The organism is Peribacillus glennii (genome assembly GCF_003429105.1).
Taxonomy (GTDB): domain Bacteria; phylum Bacillota; class Bacilli; order Bacillales; family DSM-1321; genus Peribacillus; species Peribacillus glennii.
Genome location: NZ_QVTD01000016.1, coordinates 93,297 through 112,060, shown reverse-complemented (window position 1 = coordinate 112,060; position 18,764 = coordinate 93,297). Strand labels below are relative to the sequence as shown.

The 18,764-nt window shown below is 38.9% G+C and carries 21 protein-coding genes and 2 pseudogenes; 5 read left to right on the top strand and 18 right to left on the bottom strand.

The window, feature by feature from the left end; genetic code table 11:
- Positions 1–9: 9 nt before the first annotated feature.
- The 3 genes from D0466_RS18995 to D0466_RS18985 are packed head-to-tail and all read right to left on the bottom strand — an operon-like array spanning position 10 to position 3,067.
- Positions 10–1,158 (bottom strand): glycosyltransferase family 4 protein, encoded by a 1,149-nt coding sequence (locus D0466_RS18995; protein ID WP_117324102.1) that lies wholly within the window; start codon positions 1,156–1,158, stop codon positions 10–12.
- Entirely contained in the window at positions 1,155–1,973 is an 819-nt protein-coding gene (locus D0466_RS18990; RefSeq protein ID WP_117324101.1) for a glycosyltransferase family 2 protein, read from the bottom strand. Before D0466_RS18990 ends, D0466_RS18995 begins: the two co-directional genes overlap by 4 nt.
- A gap of 23 nt (positions 1,974–1,996) precedes the next feature.
- Positions 1,997–3,067, bottom strand: a complete 1,071-nt coding sequence (locus tag D0466_RS18985) for a glycosyltransferase (RefSeq protein WP_117324100.1) — start codon at positions 3,065–3,067, stop codon at positions 1,997–1,999.
- A 306-nt stretch (positions 3,068–3,373) separates the two neighbouring features.
- On the opposite strand from D0466_RS18985, the gene D0466_RS18980 reads away from it, so the two are divergent.
- Positions 3,374–4,459 (top strand): glycosyltransferase, encoded by a 1,086-nt coding sequence (locus tag D0466_RS18980; RefSeq protein ID WP_158555954.1) that lies wholly within the window; start codon positions 3,374–3,376, stop codon positions 4,457–4,459.
- Between the two features lie 80 nt (positions 4,460–4,539).
- Here the strand turns inward: D0466_RS18980 and rfbA are convergent, their stop codons facing one another.
- The 4 genes and pseudogenes from rfbA to D0466_RS18960 all read right to left on the bottom strand — a co-directional run.
- Positions 4,540–5,409, bottom strand: coding sequence for a glucose-1-phosphate thymidylyltransferase RfbA (gene rfbA, locus D0466_RS18975; RefSeq protein WP_117324098.1), 870 nt, complete (start codon positions 5,407–5,409; stop codon positions 4,540–4,542).
- 309 nt (positions 5,410–5,718) lie between these two features.
- Positions 5,719–6,045: a hypothetical protein gene (locus D0466_RS18970; RefSeq protein ID WP_117324097.1), complete on the bottom strand. Its 327-nt coding sequence runs from the start codon at positions 6,043–6,045 to the stop codon at positions 5,719–5,721.
- A gap of 37 nt (positions 6,046–6,082) precedes the next feature.
- Complete coding sequence (locus D0466_RS18965) at positions 6,083–7,024, bottom strand: leucine-rich repeat domain-containing protein (RefSeq protein ID WP_117324096.1); 942 nt, start codon at positions 7,022–7,024, stop codon at positions 6,083–6,085.
- A 361-nt stretch (positions 7,025–7,385) separates the two neighbouring features.
- Positions 7,386–7,772: pseudogene (locus tag D0466_RS18960) on the bottom strand (contractile injection system sheath initiator); the annotation flags it as partial.
- Between the two features lie 86 nt (positions 7,773–7,858).
- On the opposite strand from D0466_RS18960, the gene D0466_RS23690 reads away from it, so the two are divergent.
- Positions 7,859–7,984: a DUF3298 domain-containing protein gene (locus D0466_RS23690; RefSeq protein ID WP_117324094.1), complete on the top strand. Its 126-nt coding sequence runs from the start codon at positions 7,859–7,861 to the stop codon at positions 7,982–7,984.
- Between the two features lie 176 nt (positions 7,985–8,160).
- Here D0466_RS23690 and D0466_RS23685 read toward each other — a convergent pair whose 3' ends face one another.
- The 6 genes from D0466_RS23685 to D0466_RS18925 all read right to left on the bottom strand — a co-directional run bounded on the left by D0466_RS23685 (position 8,161) and on the right by D0466_RS18925 (position 11,456).
- The gene (locus D0466_RS23685; RefSeq protein ID WP_407675651.1) at positions 8,161–8,244 is read right to left on the bottom strand and encodes a hypothetical protein; all 84 of its coding nucleotides are present in this window, start codon (positions 8,242–8,244) and stop codon (positions 8,161–8,163) included.
- Positions 8,245–8,263: 19 nt separating this feature from the next.
- Entirely contained in the window at positions 8,264–8,527 is a 264-nt protein-coding gene (locus D0466_RS18945) for a hypothetical protein (protein WP_117324093.1), read from the bottom strand.
- Between the two features lie 56 nt (positions 8,528–8,583).
- Complete coding sequence (locus D0466_RS18940; RefSeq protein WP_117324092.1) at positions 8,584–9,264, bottom strand: hypothetical protein; 681 nt, start codon at positions 9,262–9,264, stop codon at positions 8,584–8,586.
- 115 nt (positions 9,265–9,379) lie between these two features.
- Positions 9,380–9,541 (bottom strand): hypothetical protein, encoded by a 162-nt coding sequence (locus D0466_RS18935; protein ID WP_233522704.1) that lies wholly within the window; start codon positions 9,539–9,541, stop codon positions 9,380–9,382.
- A 500-nt stretch (positions 9,542–10,041) separates the two neighbouring features.
- Positions 10,042–10,608, bottom strand: a complete 567-nt coding sequence (locus tag D0466_RS18930; protein WP_117324091.1) for a DUF4256 domain-containing protein — start codon at positions 10,606–10,608, stop codon at positions 10,042–10,044.
- A 371-nt stretch (positions 10,609–10,979) separates the two neighbouring features.
- Positions 10,980–11,456, bottom strand: a complete 477-nt coding sequence (locus tag D0466_RS18925; protein WP_158555953.1) for a YusW family protein — start codon at positions 11,454–11,456, stop codon at positions 10,980–10,982.
- Positions 11,457–11,856: 400 nt separating this feature from the next.
- On the opposite strand from D0466_RS18925, the gene D0466_RS18920 reads away from it, so the two are divergent.
- A complete protein-coding gene (locus D0466_RS18920; protein WP_117324089.1) occupies positions 11,857–12,072 on the top strand; it encodes a DUF2187 family protein in 216 nt (71 codons plus the stop codon).
- 69 nt (positions 12,073–12,141) lie between these two features.
- Here D0466_RS18920 and D0466_RS23385 read toward each other — a convergent pair whose 3' ends face one another.
- Entirely contained in the window at positions 12,142–12,273 is a 132-nt protein-coding gene (locus tag D0466_RS23385; RefSeq protein WP_267897403.1) for a hypothetical protein, read from the bottom strand.
- A gap of 318 nt (positions 12,274–12,591) precedes the next feature.
- On the opposite strand from D0466_RS23385, the gene D0466_RS18915 reads away from it, so the two are divergent.
- Entirely contained in the window at positions 12,592–12,849 is a 258-nt protein-coding gene (locus D0466_RS18915; RefSeq protein ID WP_117324088.1) for a hypothetical protein, read from the top strand.
- Positions 12,850–13,268: 419 nt separating this feature from the next.
- Positions 13,269–13,526 (top strand): hypothetical protein, encoded by a 258-nt coding sequence (locus tag D0466_RS18905; RefSeq protein WP_117324086.1) that lies wholly within the window; start codon positions 13,269–13,271, stop codon positions 13,524–13,526.
- A gap of 100 nt (positions 13,527–13,626) precedes the next feature.
- Here D0466_RS18905 and D0466_RS18900 read toward each other — a convergent pair.
- From D0466_RS18900 to D0466_RS18885, 4 genes and pseudogenes are all read right to left on the bottom strand, one after another.
- Positions 13,627–14,252, bottom strand: a pseudogene (locus D0466_RS18900) (DUF1541 domain-containing protein).
- A gap of 276 nt (positions 14,253–14,528) precedes the next feature.
- Positions 14,529–14,843, bottom strand: a complete 315-nt coding sequence (locus D0466_RS18895; protein ID WP_117324085.1) for a hypothetical protein — start codon at positions 14,841–14,843, stop codon at positions 14,529–14,531.
- Between the two features lie 824 nt (positions 14,844–15,667).
- Positions 15,668–15,985, bottom strand: coding sequence for a hypothetical protein (locus D0466_RS18890; protein ID WP_117324084.1), 318 nt, complete (start codon positions 15,983–15,985; stop codon positions 15,668–15,670).
- 340 nt (positions 15,986–16,325) lie between these two features.
- Complete coding sequence (locus D0466_RS18885) at positions 16,326–18,731, bottom strand: Ig-like domain-containing protein (protein ID WP_158555952.1); 2,406 nt, start codon at positions 18,729–18,731, stop codon at positions 16,326–16,328.
- Between the last annotated feature and the right edge of the window lie 33 nt (positions 18,732–18,764).

Below are 18,764 nucleotides of genomic sequence, written 5' to 3'. Positions count from 1 at the left end.
AATTTGTACTTACTCATTGCTTTTAACGAGTTTTGTATAGAGGAGTTTGATATCGGAGGTGACCCGGTCAAAGTTATAAATCTCCTTGACGTCTAATCGGCCGGCTTGGCCCATTGCGATTGCTTTGTGTGGATCATTGAGGACGTCAATCGCAGCGGCTGCGAATGCCAGTGGATTTTTATAATCATTGATCACAATCCCGTTTTTTCCGTTGTGAACTACTTCATGATTTCCGCCCCGGCTGGTTGTAATGATGGGCAATCCTGCCGCCATTGCCTCATAATGCACTCTTGCAAGCGGCTCCTTCCATTGCGATGGACAAATGAAAAGGTCTGCAGCTGCGTAATACTTTGGAATTTCGTCTACCGGTATATAGAAAGCGAATACGATACTGTCTTCATGTTCCGTCGCTAGTTGTTTCAGGCCCTCTATATATTTGCTGGTCGATTGATCTGCATACCACTTGCTTCCGACTATCAGCAACTTTGCACGTTCGACGTTTTTCAGAATCTCGTTCATTGCGGCTAAAATAAGATGGCATCCTTTGTCTGGTACAAGACGCCCTACAAAGAGAATGACCGGATCCTTGGATTCGAGATGATACAATGAGCGAATTTCGTTTCGCCATTCTCGTCCTGTCTTTGACCAAATGGGTGAGTACTCATCCAAATCTACACCAGTGTAAAGGGGCTGGATTTTAGCGGAAGCGTCAGGGAATTTTTCGGCGGTGTCTTGAGCGACAAACCTGCTGACTGTAAAGATCCAATCCACTTCCCTGAATGCTGCTTCGGCAAGAGCGCGTTCTATTTTTAAAGTGTTATAGACAAGGTTGTGGAGCGACAGGATGATCTTTGATTGTGGCGAGGCCTCCCGAATAAAGGGAATATAGCCTGGCCTGTTGTAAACCTGGATCACATCAAACTGAATTTCCTTTAGCGATTGACAAACTTGTTGGAAAAAATGGTCCTTATCATAGCGTTCAAAGTATACACCATTTGTACATTCTGAATCGGGGAGGGAAGGGTCGGTGATGGAGAATACTGTAACTTCATCTGTTTTAGCTAGCAAGGGTGCAATTTTGCTGATTAATAATTGGATGGCTCCGCCTTTCACAGGGGGACAGGGACCTCTGTCTGAACATATTAAAGCAATTTTCATCCAGATTTATCCCCCTTAACATCCGTGTTGTTTGACCCGTTTCTGGCATTTTTAGACGGGGATTGCGTCCCTTGTTTTCGCCTTTTTCCATACTTTTCTCCCAATTCAGCAATCTTTTGATCATCCCATCCATAAAGCTTTCGTGTGGACTCAATAATTTCCGGATGATAGATTCTAACACTGAGACTGCTCCGATTTTCCCCATGGAGCCAATATTCAGCTAAAGGCTCTTCCAGACAAAAGCCACGGTAATAGGCAGCCAGCCGAAGCCACATATCCCAATCCTGGGAATACCAATATTTTTCGTTAAAGAGCCCCGCCTTTTCAAAACAGCTCTTGTGGATCAACAAAGTGGATGTCCTGATCGTAAATTTGCGGATAAACAAAAAATATTGCAAATGCTCATTACTATTACAGGTATTCGGCTTCCGTAATTTTGTGTATTCCCCTTGATTATTCACATTGTAATACCAGGTATATAAAAATTTGCACTCAGGGTTCCTTTCGATAAATTCCATTTGTTTTTCGAGCTTCTCAGGCAGAAATCTGTCATCCGAATCACAAAAGGCGATGTATTCACCTTCCGCAAGGCGGACGCCGGTATTCCTGGCAGCAGAAGGGCCTTGATTTTCCTGCTTTACATAGCGGAGCCGATCCTTATATCGCTCCAATAGTTCTTCTGTATGATCCGTGGAACCATCGTCCACAACAATGATTTCATAGTCCTTATACGTTTGAGCAAGGACACTCTCGACTGCATGAATTGTAAACTCTCCCCGATTATAAGTGGGAATAACGACACTTACCTTGGGCAAAACTCAACACCTCTTACTTAAACTTATTTTGACAGCAGCGAGCTGTATATTGCTTCTAAATTCTCTATTTGCCTTTCAATATTAAAGAACTGTTCAACGGTTTCTCTGCCGTGTGTACCGAACCTTTCCCAATCCTCGGGGTGCTGAATAAAATGCAGCAAGCGCTCGGCCAATGCAGCGGAATCGCGTTCCGGAACGAGTAAACCCGATTTTCCATCCACTACAAGCTCCGGTATTCCTGCGTGATTTGTTGAAAGCACAGGCAAACCGCATGCCATCGCTTCTTTTAAAACATTTGGAATTCCTTCCTGATTTCCGACGTTGTCAGTCGTACTGGCGAGGGCGAATAACTGGGCTTTTTCCATTTCTTCTGCTACAGCCTGATGGGTAACTTCCCCCAGGAACTCGACGACTTCACCTAATAGCAGCCGCTCTACTTGTTTTTCAAGCGTCCGTCTTAATTTGCCATCCCCGGCAATTCGCAGCCTGATGCCTGGGTACTCTTGATGAACCTGATGAACAGCTTCAATCAGGTATTCCATTCCTTTCTTCTCAATGAGCCTCCCGACAGAAAGAACCGTGATAATCCCGTTCTCTGGTACTGAGCGCTTTTTGTATGAAAACTTCCCTACATTGATTCCGCTGTGATGTACGAATATTTTTTCCGGAGAACATCCATATTTGACAAGGATGTTTTTCATGTTAACTGAAGTAACCGTGAATGCATCTCCATGTTCAAATAAAGGCTCCAGCCGATTACCATACCTTTGCATGGACTTTAAATTTGTCGGCAGGTCAAAACCATGAAAAGAAGTCAACATCGGAATCCCGAGCACTTTTTTGACTTCAAGCAAATCAGCTCCCGTTACACCAAACCTTGCGTGAATCAGGCTGATTTTTTGTGTGCGGAGGATGTGCATCAGCTCATCATTATCCTTATATTGGTGAATAGGTTCAAAGGGGAAATGCTCCAGGTTCATGATCTTCTTGCAACAAACTATAGGAGAAACCGATTTGACATTTACCAATTCAGAGTAAATGAATGTTTCACTGATTGGAAGATACCACCCTCTTACAACTGCCACACGTGACATTGATATTCCACCGCCTCTGTTGGAGTTGCAAATTAGCAGCAGGAAGCAACCTAACCTGTCCTTCCATGCCGCAATTACAATATTTTATGAAGGCCTTGTCTGATATGTTCCTGGGCGTATAGACAGTATTCTGCTGATTTTTTTTTGGATAGGGAGGATTCAGAGCAAGAGGTTAGTAGCATAGACGGGATGATCATGAAATATCATCATTTTTCGTCTTTTTGGATGATAGCCAAGTACTAATGGATGTGCGGAACATATGATAATGGAATATCTCAGACGGCAGGAAAGGAAGGCGGAGCAGAATTGATTCATTATATTGTCGGGAAAAACCTGGGCCACTTGAACCCATGTGTCGCAAATATCTCAAAATTCAGGAACATAAGCAGTGAAGAGGTGAAAATTTTTGCTTATTCACATACACATGAATGGTTGAAGTCGAACCTCACTGATACAGAAATACATGATGCCGTACATTTTAGAAAAGGGGCAGACCAGCTTCTTAATGCAGACTTACTTATTCATGATTGGAGAGATGAAGTCAAGGAGACGAAGAATCAGCGGAAAGGCCAGGGACCCATTATAGGCGGAATTTATCATAGTGATCTGAGTGTATCGGATGATGATACAGACTGGACCACAAAATTTAAGCAACAAATCCGTGCGGTTTCCCAAAGATCAACGGATATCTTTTTTCATATCAATCTAACACAGCCAAAGGAAATTCCGGAATTGACTACTTTATATATGCCAATCCCAATCATAGCCCGTGATATCAACATGCAGCAAGCACAGGTGAAATCACGACTGGGGATTCCGGCCGATGAACCATTCATCCTGGTTCAAATGGGAGGAGGGATTGGGAAATTCCGTTACCGTTACATGGATGAATGGTATGAAAAAATCAATCAATTGGAGATACAGTACCGGATTGTTGTCGCAGGCCAGCTCGGGGGAGTAAACTTTCCATTCAATCCAAAAATAGTCCAGGCGCCTCTTTTTGAAAATGGCCGTGAATTAGTGAACGCAGCTGACCTCGTGATCAGTAAACCTGGAATGGGCATCTTGATGGACTGCATCTCTACAGGCACTCCTTTGCTGTCATTGCCTGCAGATACAAAGGAACGCGAAGTCAAAAATATGATGTTGAAGGAGCTGGCAGGAGAGGAGTCTTGTGTCGCGGAGCATGACATGCCTTTGCTGGAACTGGCGGCAAGAATAAAACAAATGATCAGCCAAAAAGATCACTACAATCAAGCCTTTAGCAAAGTACCCCAAAATGGGGCAGAGATTGTGGCTCAATCGATGAAAATGCTGTCGGGGAAAACTCTGGTGGATTTGCCCGACATATATGAGCAAATTTTAAAACTGACGCCTTTTCGTGTAAAGTAGATCCATCCAAGTAAAATAGGATGTAATATTAATAAGGCATAGACAAAAAACCGGGAATGTTCCCGGTTTCATTTTTTGTACTATTCCTTGGTGTTTGCTACCCTGAGCAGGTATTTGCCATATCCTGATTTAGTCTGAGAATTGGCCAGGGTGATGAGCTGATCTCTAGAAACGAACCCCTTCTTAAAAGAAAGCTCTTCAACACAGCCGATTTTAACACCTTTCTCTTCTTCAAATTGTCTTACATAGACAGCGGCCTCTAATAAGGAACCGGGGGTGCCTGTATCGAACCATGGACATTCTTTCCCCATCAATTCCACATGCAGCGCGCCCATTTCAAGATAGGCCTTATTGACATCGGTAATTTCCAGTTCCCCGCGGGCAGAGGGTTTGATCTTTTTGGCAATATCCACAACACGATTGTCATAGAAGTATAATCCCGTTACGGCATAGTTGGATTTCGGTTCAGCCGGTTTCTCCTCAATCGAATTAACTTGTCCAGCATCATTGAATGATACCACACCGAAACGCTCTGGATCATCGACGGGAAATCCGAAAACGGTTGCTCCATGGCTTCGGCTCACGGCTTTTTTGAGGAGAGGACCGAGATTGTGCCCAAAGACATTGTCCCCCAGGATTAAAGCCACGTTGTCTTGGCCGATAAATGTTTCACCAATCAGAAAAGCACCTGCTATTCCAATGGGAGACGGCTCGACTTCATACTGCAGCGAGATCCCAAGCTGTGAGCCGTCCCCTAAAACATCGATGAATCTGGGAAGATCGCTGGAACTTGAAATAATCATAATATCCTTGATTCCAGCCTCCATAAGAATGGAGAGCGGGTAATAGAACATGGGCTTGTCATAGACCGGAAGCAGAGATTTTGAAATCACTCGAGTCAGCGGGATAAGTCTTGTCCCACTTCCTCCAGCAAGAATAATACCCTTCAATATATACCTCCTATCGGAATTTTTGACTTAACAATATAAGCTATTCAATTTCGAAGATTTGGTAATGGGTATTTTGATTAGTTTTGCATAAATTCTATAAAGTGCGGATTTTCAAATTATTCTCGCATGATTGGGACAGCAAAGTAAAAGATAAGTTTTCGTCTTCTTCATTAATTATCTGCCCAGTGAAACTTTTTGAACTTGTGTATAAGAGGTTTAAAGAAATCCTGGACTTAATATTTCTTTAGCCGTGCCGGTAATGACGAGATGAAAAGAAATCATTTTCAGTAAACAGTCTGTAAAGAACTCCTATAATGCGACATAAAAAAAGCCAACATACGACATTGGCCTTGGTTTAATAAAATATTTGGTTTCGCTATAACTCTGCCACAAACCATCAGTCTTCAATTTCTTGCTCTTTCTTGTTTCGCTAACGATAATCTCCCCGTATTGTGTCGTGCCAGGCGGAAGCGTTGAGCCCAGCGCAACCAGTACTGGAAATTCAGCTGTAACTTCGTTGTTATGGCCGTACCTTCCCGGCCAAGTCCACCAATATATTAAACAGATGCCGTCAAGTTTCAGCTCGGTAATGTAGTCCGAATCATCGAACGGATCATCCGCCTTGAATAAAAGCATTGGCGAAACAAATGTAAAAACGAATTCACCTCGCCATCTAGTTTATATCGTCCACATGGACTTTTTTCTTTTTCAATGCATTTAAAATCATCGAAGAATCTTGATTTAATGGATTCCCGTAAAGCAAAACGTCTCTTAGAGTTGGCATATAAAGCAGAGGAGAAATGTCTGATATATTATTTTTTTTCAGCTCTATTTTACCTATTGATTTATTACCTTTAAGAACATTAATACTCATTATTTGGTTACTATTAAGTAAAACAACTCCAAGCTTTGGCATGAATTTTATAACTGAAATATCTCGTATATTGTTATTTTCTAAGTTTGCAAATGTAATATTTAAATTTTTTAACGGTGTGATACTATCTATTTTATTATCTGCCATATGGACTATATCTAGCCGCTTTAGATTCATTAAGGGAGCTAAATTAATAATATAATTACTATCCATCTGGAGTGTTTCTAATTTATTTAAATTCTTAAGTGGAGTTATATTTCCGATTTCATTTTTTGATATATCGAGATATCTGATGTTTGATAATTTTGAAATCGCTGATATATCTTTAACTTTATTATCAGCTAATTCAAGATGTTGTAGGTTTTTCAAGTTTCGAACAAAATTAATTTCAGTAATATTTGACTCACTCATAGATAATACTTGCAGTTTTGATAATTTTGAAACAGGGCGCATATCAATCTTTGATGCATTGACTTGATAAAAATCAAGTAATTCAAGGTTTTTCGCATATTCCAAGCCCTTTAAGCTTTTTGTATTTTTTGGTATACCTAGTGCATTTAACTTAAGGATGTCTACCTGTGTTAATGCACCAGTCTTCTTGTTCAATAATCTCCGCACTTCTTTATTCAAGTAACTGTCCGTGATATTGATCGTTTTCGATGCAGACAGAACATTAAGCTGTATGCCGAAAAATAGAACAATCAGCGTAATGGTAGTTATAAAAATCTTTTGCTTTTTCATATTCTCTCCTCTTTTTCTGCAAAAAAGTTAATGACATCTTTTGTACGAACATATACTCAATAACTTTATCGGTATTAAAATTATTTCTTTTAATATTCTTTTTACTTTTGCTACAGGGAAAGACAAAGTAAGCCTCAAAGAAGTGTGAAATATGAAATTTTGGGGAGTTTGGAGTACAATGAGATTCGCCGTTTTCGTAAACGAGCAGGTTTTCTTTATGTATGGACGGAAAACAGCCCGCCCTATGATTTACGTTAGGATACTCGATTAGTAATTGCTTTATAATCAAATTCCGGACACCATCTCCAAGAATAGTCCGAAAACTCGCTATGTCCAAGAGTATGTTTATAATTCTCCGATGCTAAAGAGTTGAAGTAATCGTTAAGCCAATCGCCCACTTCGTAGTTGTCTGTATTCTCTCTATGTCCTTGTCATTATCAGTCGCTTTCTGTAATGCTTTATCCGCCGTGACTTTCGCCTGTTCCGCAGTTTTCTTCAAAGCCATTACAAAATCACCTCCTGCGTAAAATTCTACGCCGCCACTGACAGGGACAACTCGGAAACTGATATACAACTTGTCGCCTTCTTTCGTATATTCAATGTCCTGAACGTCCTCTAAGCGGTCGTCAAAGGCAAGTGTTTCATAAACCATTCGGGGAATCTCTGAGTCTAGCAATTCCGGCGTCATATATTCTGCGATTAGATCGTGTAACTCGGTGCTGTACTCGTCCGAATAAATCACGTACTTTACGCTCTCTGTAAGGCGCTGGTTCGTATTCGATTTTTGTTACTGTGCGCCGTCATTAATCGGGCGGAACGTACATGCTTCGTTAAGTGTTCCGCCCGATATATCGTCAGGAACCTGTCAATAAAAATTCCCAATTTCACTTTACAAATGGTGGAATTTACTTAGTATTTCAAGAGTATGAAGTATCATACTACGCAGCAGGTAATCGGTAGTGAAAATTCCAAGTTCAGTTTATAGATAATGTGTATAAAAGGGAACCACTCCCCCCCTTGTTCTAACCAGGAATCTGACCGTTCCTGGTTAGAACAAGGGGGTATATTTTAAATCCAAAATAAAAAGGCAGCTATTATTGCTACCTATCTAATAATTAACATTTAATGATTTAATTTCATCTAAAATACTCCTTAACAAACTGATTCCCTTCTCCAATTTGACTAATATACAAATTCTCCTTTGATCTAGTGACTCCCACATAAAATAATCCCGCTTCCTCAACTGCATTTCTTTTGTGACTCGCTTTCTAATTCCTTTATGTCGATCATAATAACATTTGTCAAATTTACTAAACATCCTTGAAAGTCCACCCAATCACCTTGGGAAAGTAAATCATCCCTTGCTTTCTCTGTTGAATCAAATTCAACTTGGAATACTTTTTTGCAATTGTTAACAAATTCAAATGTCACTTTATATTGCGCCATGGAATCATCCTTTTTCTTTTTACTATTCCAATTTAAAGACAGATGATTCACAAACATAAAAACACACTCCAGCAAGTAGGTTAGGGGAGTGTGTTTTTCTATTTACGATATTCTTATTTCCAGTCTTTTCTCCAACTTTTTCTAAACTTGTCCATATCATACCGTTTAACAAACAGTTTTGTTTCGCGTAATTTCCCATTTATTACACTTAGTTTATAATCTCTTATGTACCATTTACCGTCACCATTATTATAGCCTGCCGTTCTAAAGCTGTGTTTGCCAACGTTTTGCGGTCTATATGTGTATGCAAATAGGTCTGCCTTCTTCAACTTACCTTTGAACATATAATAAATTCGTCCATCTTCAAAGTTTGAGGACATAGTTTCCGCAGTAATGAATAAATCAGGCTGCCCTTTGTACTTGGAAGGAACGGAGTATACCATCTTTCTCGTAGCATTATAGGTAAAGTCTTTTTTCTGATAGCCAGTATACTTTACGGTTTTCGATCCTGCTTTTCGCTGATAAATCTTGTAATCTCCGTGGTAAATTGTATCTCCTTGATTGACTCCTGCCCAACAGCTAGACCATGAATACTTACTGTTACATGAACCTATTGATTTCTTTTCATTTGTCGGGATAAAATAAATGGCGTATCTGACACCTGAAGAATCATCTAGGGTATACGTAACACGACTTTTAGAAGTATTAACCGCTGCTCCTTGAGCTTCTGTTACCCCAGTAAACAACAGTAATAAAGCAAAAACTACAGATGATGCTTTTAATATGACTTTCATGTTAAATTTCCTCTCCTTGTCTTTTTTCAAATTATACCAAGCAATATAGGTATCAACTAGATATTTTTCTACACAACGAAATACACCCCACTGGTTAAGTGAGGATATTTAGTGTTTATTTAAATTTTTTGTTTGTATCAATTGGTAAAACATCTTCATACCCATTTCCTAAATCAACGATATAAAAATTGTTTCTCAAATCAATTGCCTTTTTCTTCTTCAAAATATCATAAAAGGATTCATTTTGATGTGGATATGCTAAGTAATTCCTAGACAATTCTATAGCCTCCTTGATCCTCATCATGATGCCCGTGAAGATTGACAAAGCACCCGTCAAAGACTTATCCAGTTCTTACTTCGCCGTGAAATACGCCCTCTGCAAGGAGTTCGAAATTGGTCCGTAAAGCATCCTGAATGGTTAAAGGCTTTATGGAAGATTTTTTATTGTATATTAATATTGTGATTGAAAATTGAAGATTTGCCTCGGATGCGAACCCCGTGAAGGAGAACCATCATGTTCAACGATGCACTAATGTCTAAAGACTGAACGTGTGGCATTAGTCCGAGGCAGCTCCGGGTCGGATGAAGTTGAAATGTGGTAACCAACCCACGCATATCAGATTGTATATAACTCTATTCTTTGCTGTATGAAACACTATTTAAAACATTTAAGTCTGGTGGGTAAGACACATTCGTTCATATCAGTTGAATAATGAATTTAAAGCTTTTCCCCAGGTAATCCATTCTCAAATTCAAATTTAGCTGTTTGTGCATAATTTAGACCCCTAGCGAGCCGCGAAAACCCCTTGCAGCATAGTAGGATTCCGCTCCATTGTGGTACACGAAAACAGTGTCGTAGCGACAATCACAAAAGATGGCCCCGCCAAGTTTTCTAATATTAGCAGGAGTTTGCACCCAACTCGATGTTTTCATGTCGAAATTTTCAAGTTTCTGCAGCTCCCGGTATTGATCCTCTGTTAAAAGTTCAATTCCCATGGCAGTTGCCATATCAATAGCGTTATTTTCTGGTTTGTGTTTTTTTCTTGACTCCAGTGCTTTACGGTCGTAACAAACACTTCTGCGGCCTTTAGGACTTTCCGGTGAACAATCATAAAAAATGTATTCGCCCGTCTTTTTATCATGGCCAACAACATCCGGTTCACCGCCAGTTCCCTCCATTTCATTGAGCGACCACAGTTTTTCAGTATTAGCTTCAATCTTAGCTTGTACTTTAGCCCATTCGAGACCAATATGTCTGTGCATGTTTTTCTCAAAACGGGCTTCCAAAGTTCTTAGTAGTTCTTCACGTTGTTCTGGTGACAACTCCTTATTTTTCTTTGTCATATTAGATTCCCCCTAGCGTTGTCCTCACAATTGAGTAAGGACTAAACTGCTCCTTCGTACAATAACTTCAACATAAAGATGCGTTATCCTTCTTAGATAAACGCACCCATTAGTTTAACAAGAACTTATTTAGATTTAAAGTAAATTATCTCTAAGTTGTTTGATTGGTTGAATGCCAATATGTACAGCCTCGGCGGCATGCTTTCCGGCGAATGTGCGATACCTTCCAAAAGAAAGGCATCGCCCGGCTCAGAGCCTATCTGTGCCCGCCACTCCATATAAATCCTTTATATATAATGAAGTGAAACCCCATTTACACAAAAAGATTAATACTCCCCCAATATAGAAGAATCCCCTATTCGATTATTTTTTTATTTTGATTCTGTGTACTCCTTCGTCTCTCCGTCACTATACGTAATATCAAGCTCTAGATTCTTAAAATCTTCATTTAATTCAAAATCCTTCACCACTTCTGCAATAACTTCATCTTCGGGAGCATCCTGATTAAATTCCAGTTTTTCCAGCTTTGGTGCCAGTTGTTCCATCGCTTCATCGCCGGCTAGTTTCTTATCATTGATCTCGTCGTCAATCGATGCTTCTGTTTCCGCACCCTCTGTCTCATACTCAGCCTCATATTTCTTACCATCGGCATTCTCCACATTCAATTCGAATGATTTAAAAGTGAAATCGATTTTCTGAGAAGACGCCTCATTCGTTCCAGGTTTGTTGTCGCCCAGGTTTTCATTTTCAGCAACTGGCGGATTTTCCACTTCATCTTTATCGCTGCAGCCACCCAAGGCAAATACTGTCATCAACGGTATGCCTAAAAAATAATTAAAGGTTTTCACTGAATTCCCCTCCATATCATTTATGCTTTTATATTACCTTCTCTCCAGGAGTTAAACATTCTGTTAAACCTATGGGCAACCAACCATTTACATTGATATACCGCGATTTCTATGACTGTAGTGCGATTTTAGTTCATAGCAGACTCAAATTTTACAAAGAATGCACCATATGTCAATTATTCAATAAAATAAAGAACTTAAATACCCATGTTTTTAAGATAAACTACCACTCTCATAGTGAGCGTTTACAATATTGAAATCTTGGGTAAAATCTTTTCTGACACCTCCTTCAGGAACTCTTCCATCAACATATATGGGTAGGGAGCTAATAGCTTTGTTAATGGTGTCAAAGCTTAATATAAAGGCTTGCATTTGCAAATTATAAATATTTTAATGGGGAATGAATGAGTTGAAACTACAGTTATTAGCAAAAATTGGTGATGAAATTATCTTTAAGCAAGGTGTTAGAGGAGTCATAGAAAAAGTAAATAGTAACTCAGTTATTGTTACTATAATAAGCAATCCTACCACTCTAGAATTTCCAAACGACAGAACGGTCGTTAATCACAAGAACTACAAAATGGCCAACGAGGAAATATTAGGAAAAAGTTCCTAACTACACTGCTAATTATTTACCATTTCGAAGGTTATTTTAAAATCGAGAACTGTTCAGAAAAAATGGGATTCATATGAGAATTTTACAGATGGAGGTAATGATGATGACAGCAATTGAACTGTTTTCCTGGACATTATCAACGATATTAAGTATTTGCTTCATTGTTTCATTGTTCGCAGTATCAAGAAAACCGAAATTCATTGTTACAAGGAAAAATAAAATGTCATTTATTGATAGTAAAAGAACTGGAAGAAGTAATAAATAAAATAATTATGTCTAGTTAGAAGTGGTCGCTTTTTCCAGTTTCAATCTAGCAGATTGAAGGGAAAGTTAATCTGGCAAGAGTTTAGGTGAGATAGCAAGTGTGGCTGTCGTGATATTAGGCGAAGGTGGGGCCTAATATCTTTTTTTCCTTGCGATATTAGTAAAAATACTTTTTATTGGGTAATCCATGTATCACATAGTTTTTTTACCTTAACTTTGTTTACTTGCTTCTAAAGAATTAAAGGAGAAAATACGGTGCCCATAAATCAAATTAAGAAAATGCTATATGAGTTAATCAACTATAAGGATTCTGAAATAACTCATATATTTTCTAATTATGAAGATCCCTTTATAGTGTCTTTAAAAAAAGGAGAAAATCCCAATCGTTTTTTAATCACTTTCATTAATGAGCAAGATACTGAACTTTTAACTGATTTAGAAACAGCTGCTCGTGTTATAGATGAATTAGTACAAAATAAGATAGAAGAAGATAGCGATTTTACTATGCAATGAGGAATATGTTAAAGTGTGACACCTAGCTTTATAAAACTAAATAAAAAAAGAGCATAAACCCTTAGCGGTCTTGCTCTTGCTATTACTTAAATTCTAAAAATGGTATCCGTAACAAACCGGCCTTCGTATAATTCTTGAATGTAACCTGGCACTTTAGCTCCGGCCTAATGTAAATGAAATCCTTGTACTCATCCAGCGTTAGGATTTGGATTTTCGATATACTTCCTTGCGAGGTTCAGGAGAAACAAATTCCATAACCCCCATCAGCTTGATCAGACCCTTCTCCTCTACACCCAATAGCCAACCGAATTCCTTCTTCCTTAAACCTGTATAAAAGACATCGGCATACTGATAGTTAATGACCTTCAAAGAGGACATGCTTTAACGTGGGCTACGCTCTCCATAAGGAGACGGAGAAAATGCCCCTAACAAAAATCGAGATAATTGCGTCTGAGTCGACGTTTGCCAACCTGGCGTCGTTTACTCGGTCACTACCTTGGCTCTTATTTTCGGTATCGGCACCTCACTACCTCATTTATATTCTTGAGTATGATTTGGGCATTTGGCGCAGAAGGATCCCTTTTAAAAAAGGGAAGAGGTTTGGGAATGTGGTTCAGAAAATTGCGGGAGTTATTATTATCATGATTGGTTTGTTCGATATCATTACCTACTGGTAAAAAAGAAGCTTCCATAACGAGTTGCTTTCCATTGAGATGTTAAGCAATTTTCTGAAAATAATAAACAGCAGAACGAATTTCTGATTCTACCGTTTAGATATTAATGACCAGAATGCCCACCATCATCACCTTGGGACGGAGAAAGTTCATCTTCTGTGACCCATTGGTGGTTTTTCACTTCTTCTCCACCGGTTGTTGGCGTATAGTCAACCATATAAATAGTCGTTTGTTTTGCTGATTCAATAGTAGCCTTAGCACCCTTCATACCTTCCATATGCTCAACATTAAGAGTGACTTCATCTCCCACTTTATAAGGTATGTCACCAGCATCCTTCAAGTCTTCTTGAATAACCCATTTATGATTTGTCACTTTTACTCCACCCGTTGTTGGAGTGTAACTTACAGCATAGACAGTGGTATCGTAGGCATTAACAATCTCACCTTCGGCACCCTTCATGCCCTCCATGTGTCCATCGCTAAAATCACCTTGCTTCCAACCGGATATGTCGGATTCTGTGCTTCTTTTAACCCTTCAGGAACTTCTCCTGAGCTGGAATGATTCATCTCTGAATGATCCATTCCTGAATGGTCCGTGCCTGATTGGTTCGTCTCTTCTTGTTTGGACTCGTTATTGTTGTTCGAATGGTTTTCGTGGTCTGCATTATTTCCACATCCAGCTAACACTAAAGGCGTTGCAAGACCAAGTAATATCAGTAACTTTTTCATTTTTACACACCTTTCGAAAATAATATTTGGTATTTATAGCAGCATATATAATATACCCTATGAGGGTATATTATCAAATAAAAGAACTTTTTTAGAATCAACTTGAATAACTGGCCCATTTTCCAGCTGAAAATTTTTACTAAAGGCTTATATATGAAATCATCAAGAAAATATGCAAAAATTATGCAGTTAGCTTTCACGTTACTCTTATTAAAGAAATAATGGTTAAAATCATAAATGTAATCGTCAATATAGCTGCAATAACAAAGTGCCTGTTTAATATTGAGATAAACTTTGAACCTGATCCGTGCTTTGAAACATAAAAACATAACCGTATTTATGATCATTAATAAAATATGGGCTTATTGTTGAAACATATTTTTCTGTTCTCCAACTGTCCTCCAGTATGGAACCTTTCCTTGGAACATTTTCTATATTTGTTGAAATAATTTTCTGTTCTTCTTTATCCAGATCATTTGATTTTACTAGTATTTCATTATTTCGGTCAGTTATAACTACCTCTGTATCAGCCTGAGCTTCCATTAAAGCAACATGGTGAAGCGTGTCCTTGTTGAAAGACTTTTCTGCCACATCCCTATGGCTATTTCCTCTTGCCTACAGAGCATTAAGTTCCTCTTCTACCCTTGAATCCATTATGTTCGAATGTAAAAAGAAAATTAAAAACGATTCAAAAATAAGAATAATTACAAAAAACCATAATCCTAACCTTAAAGATATTTTATTTATAGGAATCAACACTTTTTAAAAATGTTCAATCCAAAATATCATAAAATTCTCGAAATCCATCTTATTTAAGACGGATGAGAATTATATCATTTTTGGTAAACTTCTGTTTAATTCACACCATTTATTTTTTAATTATCTTCTTAGCAAATTTTTAGGTTTTTCAGTATTTGAACTTACAAGGATAAGACTGGACAACTTTCCAAGCAATTCTGTTAATTCACTTTCAAATTCTATGGTGTTTCGTCAGTATTGGTATCGGCGTGAACTAACTCGTGCCCAAGTGTACCGGCGAAGGATTGTATATTTTATAGGTGGCTGCGTTAAATGATGATTCGTTTCAATTTAAACGGTCTCGCTGCAGAAGAATATTCGCATTTGCCGTTGATTGAAGAACAAAAATATTAAGGCTCCCTGACCTATTTTAATAACTAGGGTAAAATCCCGGTCATTGGCGGAATACTGACATTCCGAAATTCTCCATAACAACAAAGCGTAGCGTTTGGAAGTGGTTCCGAAACCCCATAACCATATCACTTATTACCTATTCTCTAGACCTTTCCCTCTATATGGCTTAGGTGGCCTTGGAATGTTAAATTCAATGTTGATACTACGATTTTCATTAACTTCTTTTTCTCAACTTCTTTGAACCCAGCCCTATCTAAAAAGTCTCAACGGACCCTAGCGACTTCCGAATCGTTCATAATGTCATACATTACCTGCCTTGCGACCAGTGTATCCGCAAAGAATAGAGCCTGAACAGATCCCAATATCTCATTTTTGTTTGTTTTAATCATATGCTGGATTTTGACTGTCTTCACCCTGGGGCTAGCTGTGACATGCGCACTATTTTCCGCATAACCAGCTGACAATGATCGATTTATTGAGAGCGTGACTTCATGAGATTTAATGAAGAACGACGTATAAGGGTTAGAGATAATCGCCTTGCACATGACAATCGTTGGTTCAACTGTCACAACTGTAGCCAAAGAGACTTTCAGTTATATTGACGTTACAGAAAACGCTTTAACCCTCACGGCCAGGGCTTTAATAAATTTCATACGCATATATCGTCGGATTCTTTTTCGAGCGTCAATTCAGTGCTGTGTTTCTCTAATGTGGTATTAATCCTTGTTTTTTCAAGGAATCTGCTTTATTCTCATATAACCTGTTTATTTAATGGATTTTGCACCATCAATTATTGCTACATACTTTTTCACAAAAGATATGTTTACATTTTTTCAAAAGTGTTCAAGAGGCTGTTCAGAAATAATAAAGACCCCGATTAAATGGTGAGTCCGGGGTCTTATCATCATATTTAAGGTATATTTAATATACTTTTACAGCTGTCGACTTACTTTTATTGCCAGCCTTATCTTTTGCAAGGATCGTTAGGCTTGAACCCTTTTTCTGAACCTTAATTTTCACTTTGAATTTGCCTTTGGAATCAGCAACCGCTTTGTTTACGTATGTTTTTCCGTTATATATATAAACAGTTGCCCCCTTTTCAGCTTTTCCGGTAACAAAAGTAGATTTGTAGGTTACTTTATTAACTGCAGGTGTACCAGGTGCAGTTTTATCAATAACTTTAACAGCCTTTGCTTTACTTACGTTTCCAGCTTCATCGGTTGCAGTCACTTTGATTTCCGTTCCCATGGCTTTCTTGCTGATTGAAAACTTAAAATCTCCATTCTTATCGGCAGTAGTGCTCTTTTGGAATTTACCATTTACATACAGCTTTACGGTTACACCGGGTTCAGCTTTGCCGCTGACTGAAGTAGTTTGATTAGATACCGGATTAACGCTAGGTACAGCTGGTGCATTAAAATCGGGCATATTTGTAAGGGACGGAAGACCAGAGATATAACCCACCCCACCTGTTTTATTTATGCCGATTTGTTCATCCACTGCCTTCACTAATTCATCTTTATTTACAGCAGTAATGGACTTCTTATCTACTTCATCACCTGGATGCTGGAAGTTGCTCATTATATAAGAGAAGCCATTACGGTCATCAGCGGCAAACAAACCAGTCGATTCAGCACCTGCTGGTACGGATAAAACACGTTCTAACGATTTCGTATCGATATTATACGCCCAAACAAAATTATTTGTATGCATACCACTGTCTTCGCCGATAAACAATGTCCTCATTGCCTCGGAATAGCTTAAATTATCCGGGCTTGCTACCTTGTCAACGTTGGCTGTATTGCCGTAAGCATCAGCTTGCGGCAGATCTTCGCCTACTAGCAAACCGGACATAGAGGCAGCCACATATTTGCTGAGAATGGCATTTCCCTTACTATCTTTTTGGCCGCCCTGTAAATTCAATTGGAATGTGGTACCTGATTTACTTTTTGGCAATTGTATATGGTCCACCGGGTCTTTTCCAGCCGTATCCTTTTCCATTCCACCGCTTTGATCAGCAACAGCTACATATACTTTTTTATCTTTAGCATTCAGTGTGATGCCTTCCATTTTATTAAATTCAGCAGTCGCTCCAATGTATGCTGCATAGCGGCGCGATTCAAGGAATGCCGCGGCTTTTTCCATGCCAGGCTTGAGTTTTAAATATTCCGTTTTACCATATGAATATTGCTTAATCGCTTTAAAGCCTTCTTTAGGCTCATCAAAGGTTTCAAATATATCACTGAATTTAATACCGCTGTCGATTATATCTTTAATTTCTTCATCCTTGGAATTCCCTAATTTAATCCATTCCAGGTTTCCTGAACCACCTTTTTCAGCTCCTGTCTGGTTGAATTTAGCTGCATATAACGTACCGGCAGATAAATCCTCGGCTTTTTCTGCTACATACATAAACATAGTCGTATAACCGCCATCATCGCCGAAAAATGCCGTACGGTTGTCAGGCATCATTTTCATGACTTCATGAGAGAAACGGCCTGTGCTGTAATGTTTCTCTACCTTTGTTTTCCCGTTCTTTTTCACCTTGATTTCCGGAATGTAACCATAGAAATAAGGATTGGCTTTTGATTTATCACCGAAATAAAGCTCGGCAAAGCTTTCCGTCCATGTTCTCGCGCTGGAAGCCGGGTCAAATTCAAAGCTGCGGGCATCCGGTTCGTACTCTTCTGAACCTAAATGCGTATTCCATGGCGAAGTAGATCCATTACATGGAATCCAAAGACCGTTCACTGCAGAAAAGTCGATTTTTTTAACTTCTGTTGGTTTTAGTTCGCCTGTTTTCTTATCTTGATCCAACGTGGTTAAAGACATGGAAGCAGGAACTAATCCATAAGCAGACTTTCCTGCCGCATCGATAGTATCATATTCGTAATGCGTAACCATGTATAGCTTGCCATCAATCGGATTCAGTAAGCTATTTGAATCGGGGGCATCCGAAACAAAATATGTAGGGTTTCCGTGAACACTTTTATCAACAATTGGATCCCCATAATAATCGATTGGAGTTCCAGCCGGAATTTTCTCACCATTAACTGTAGCTACTTTATCTTCGGATTTGAACAGCTGTTTGTATGAGAGCGGGAACTTTTTTACCTTTCCATTGCTGTATTTTACTTCTACTGATGCTTCTGTATATGTTTTTACCATCTGTTCAATGCTAGATGGTGCTTGCATTCCATTAAATTTTACTGAATCAATCTTTACTTCCTCTGATGGTGCAGCAGACACAGGGGTGAGAGCGGGAATGATAATCGCCAATGCGAGTGCCACCCCAGCTCCTTTTTTGGCAATACTTTTTTTGTTCATATAACATCCTCCTAATTTACTAGTTCACTTATC

Coding starts and splice junctions, on each gene's coding strand:
- D0466_RS18885 (WP_158555952.1), bottom strand. CDS start 18,731: ATGAACAAAAAAAGTATTGCCAAAAAAGGAGCTGGGGTGGCACTCGCA.
- D0466_RS23385 (WP_267897403.1), bottom strand. CDS start 12,273: ATGAATTTCGGTTTTCTTGATACTGCGAACAATGAAACAATGAAGCAA.
- D0466_RS18995 (WP_117324102.1), bottom strand. CDS start 1,158: ATGAAAATTGCTTTAATATGTTCAGACAGAGGTCCCTGTCCCCCTGTG.
- D0466_RS18920 (WP_117324089.1), top strand. CDS start 11,857: ATGAATGAGTTGAAACTACAGTTATTAGCAAAAATTGGTGATGAAATT.
- D0466_RS18970 (WP_117324097.1), bottom strand. CDS start 6,045: ATGCTTTTATTCAAGGCGGATGATCCGTTCGATGATTCGGACTACATT.
- D0466_RS18965 (WP_117324096.1), bottom strand. CDS start 7,024: ATGAAAAAGCAAAAGATTTTTATAACTACCATTACGCTGATTGTTCTA.
- D0466_RS18905 (WP_117324086.1), top strand. CDS start 13,269: ATGCCCCTAACAAAAATCGAGATAATTGCGTCTGAGTCGACGTTTGCC.
- D0466_RS18945 (WP_117324093.1), bottom strand. CDS start 8,527: ATGTTTGTGAATCATCTGTCTTTAAATTGGAATAGTAAAAAGAAAAAG.
- D0466_RS18930 (WP_117324091.1), bottom strand. CDS start 10,608: ATGACAAAGAAAAATAAGGAGTTGTCACCAGAACAACGTGAAGAACTA.
- D0466_RS18940 (WP_117324092.1), bottom strand. CDS start 9,264: ATGAAAGTCATATTAAAAGCATCATCTGTAGTTTTTGCTTTATTACTG.
- D0466_RS18985 (WP_117324100.1), bottom strand. CDS start 3,067: ATGTCACGTGTGGCAGTTGTAAGAGGGTGGTATCTTCCAATCAGTGAA.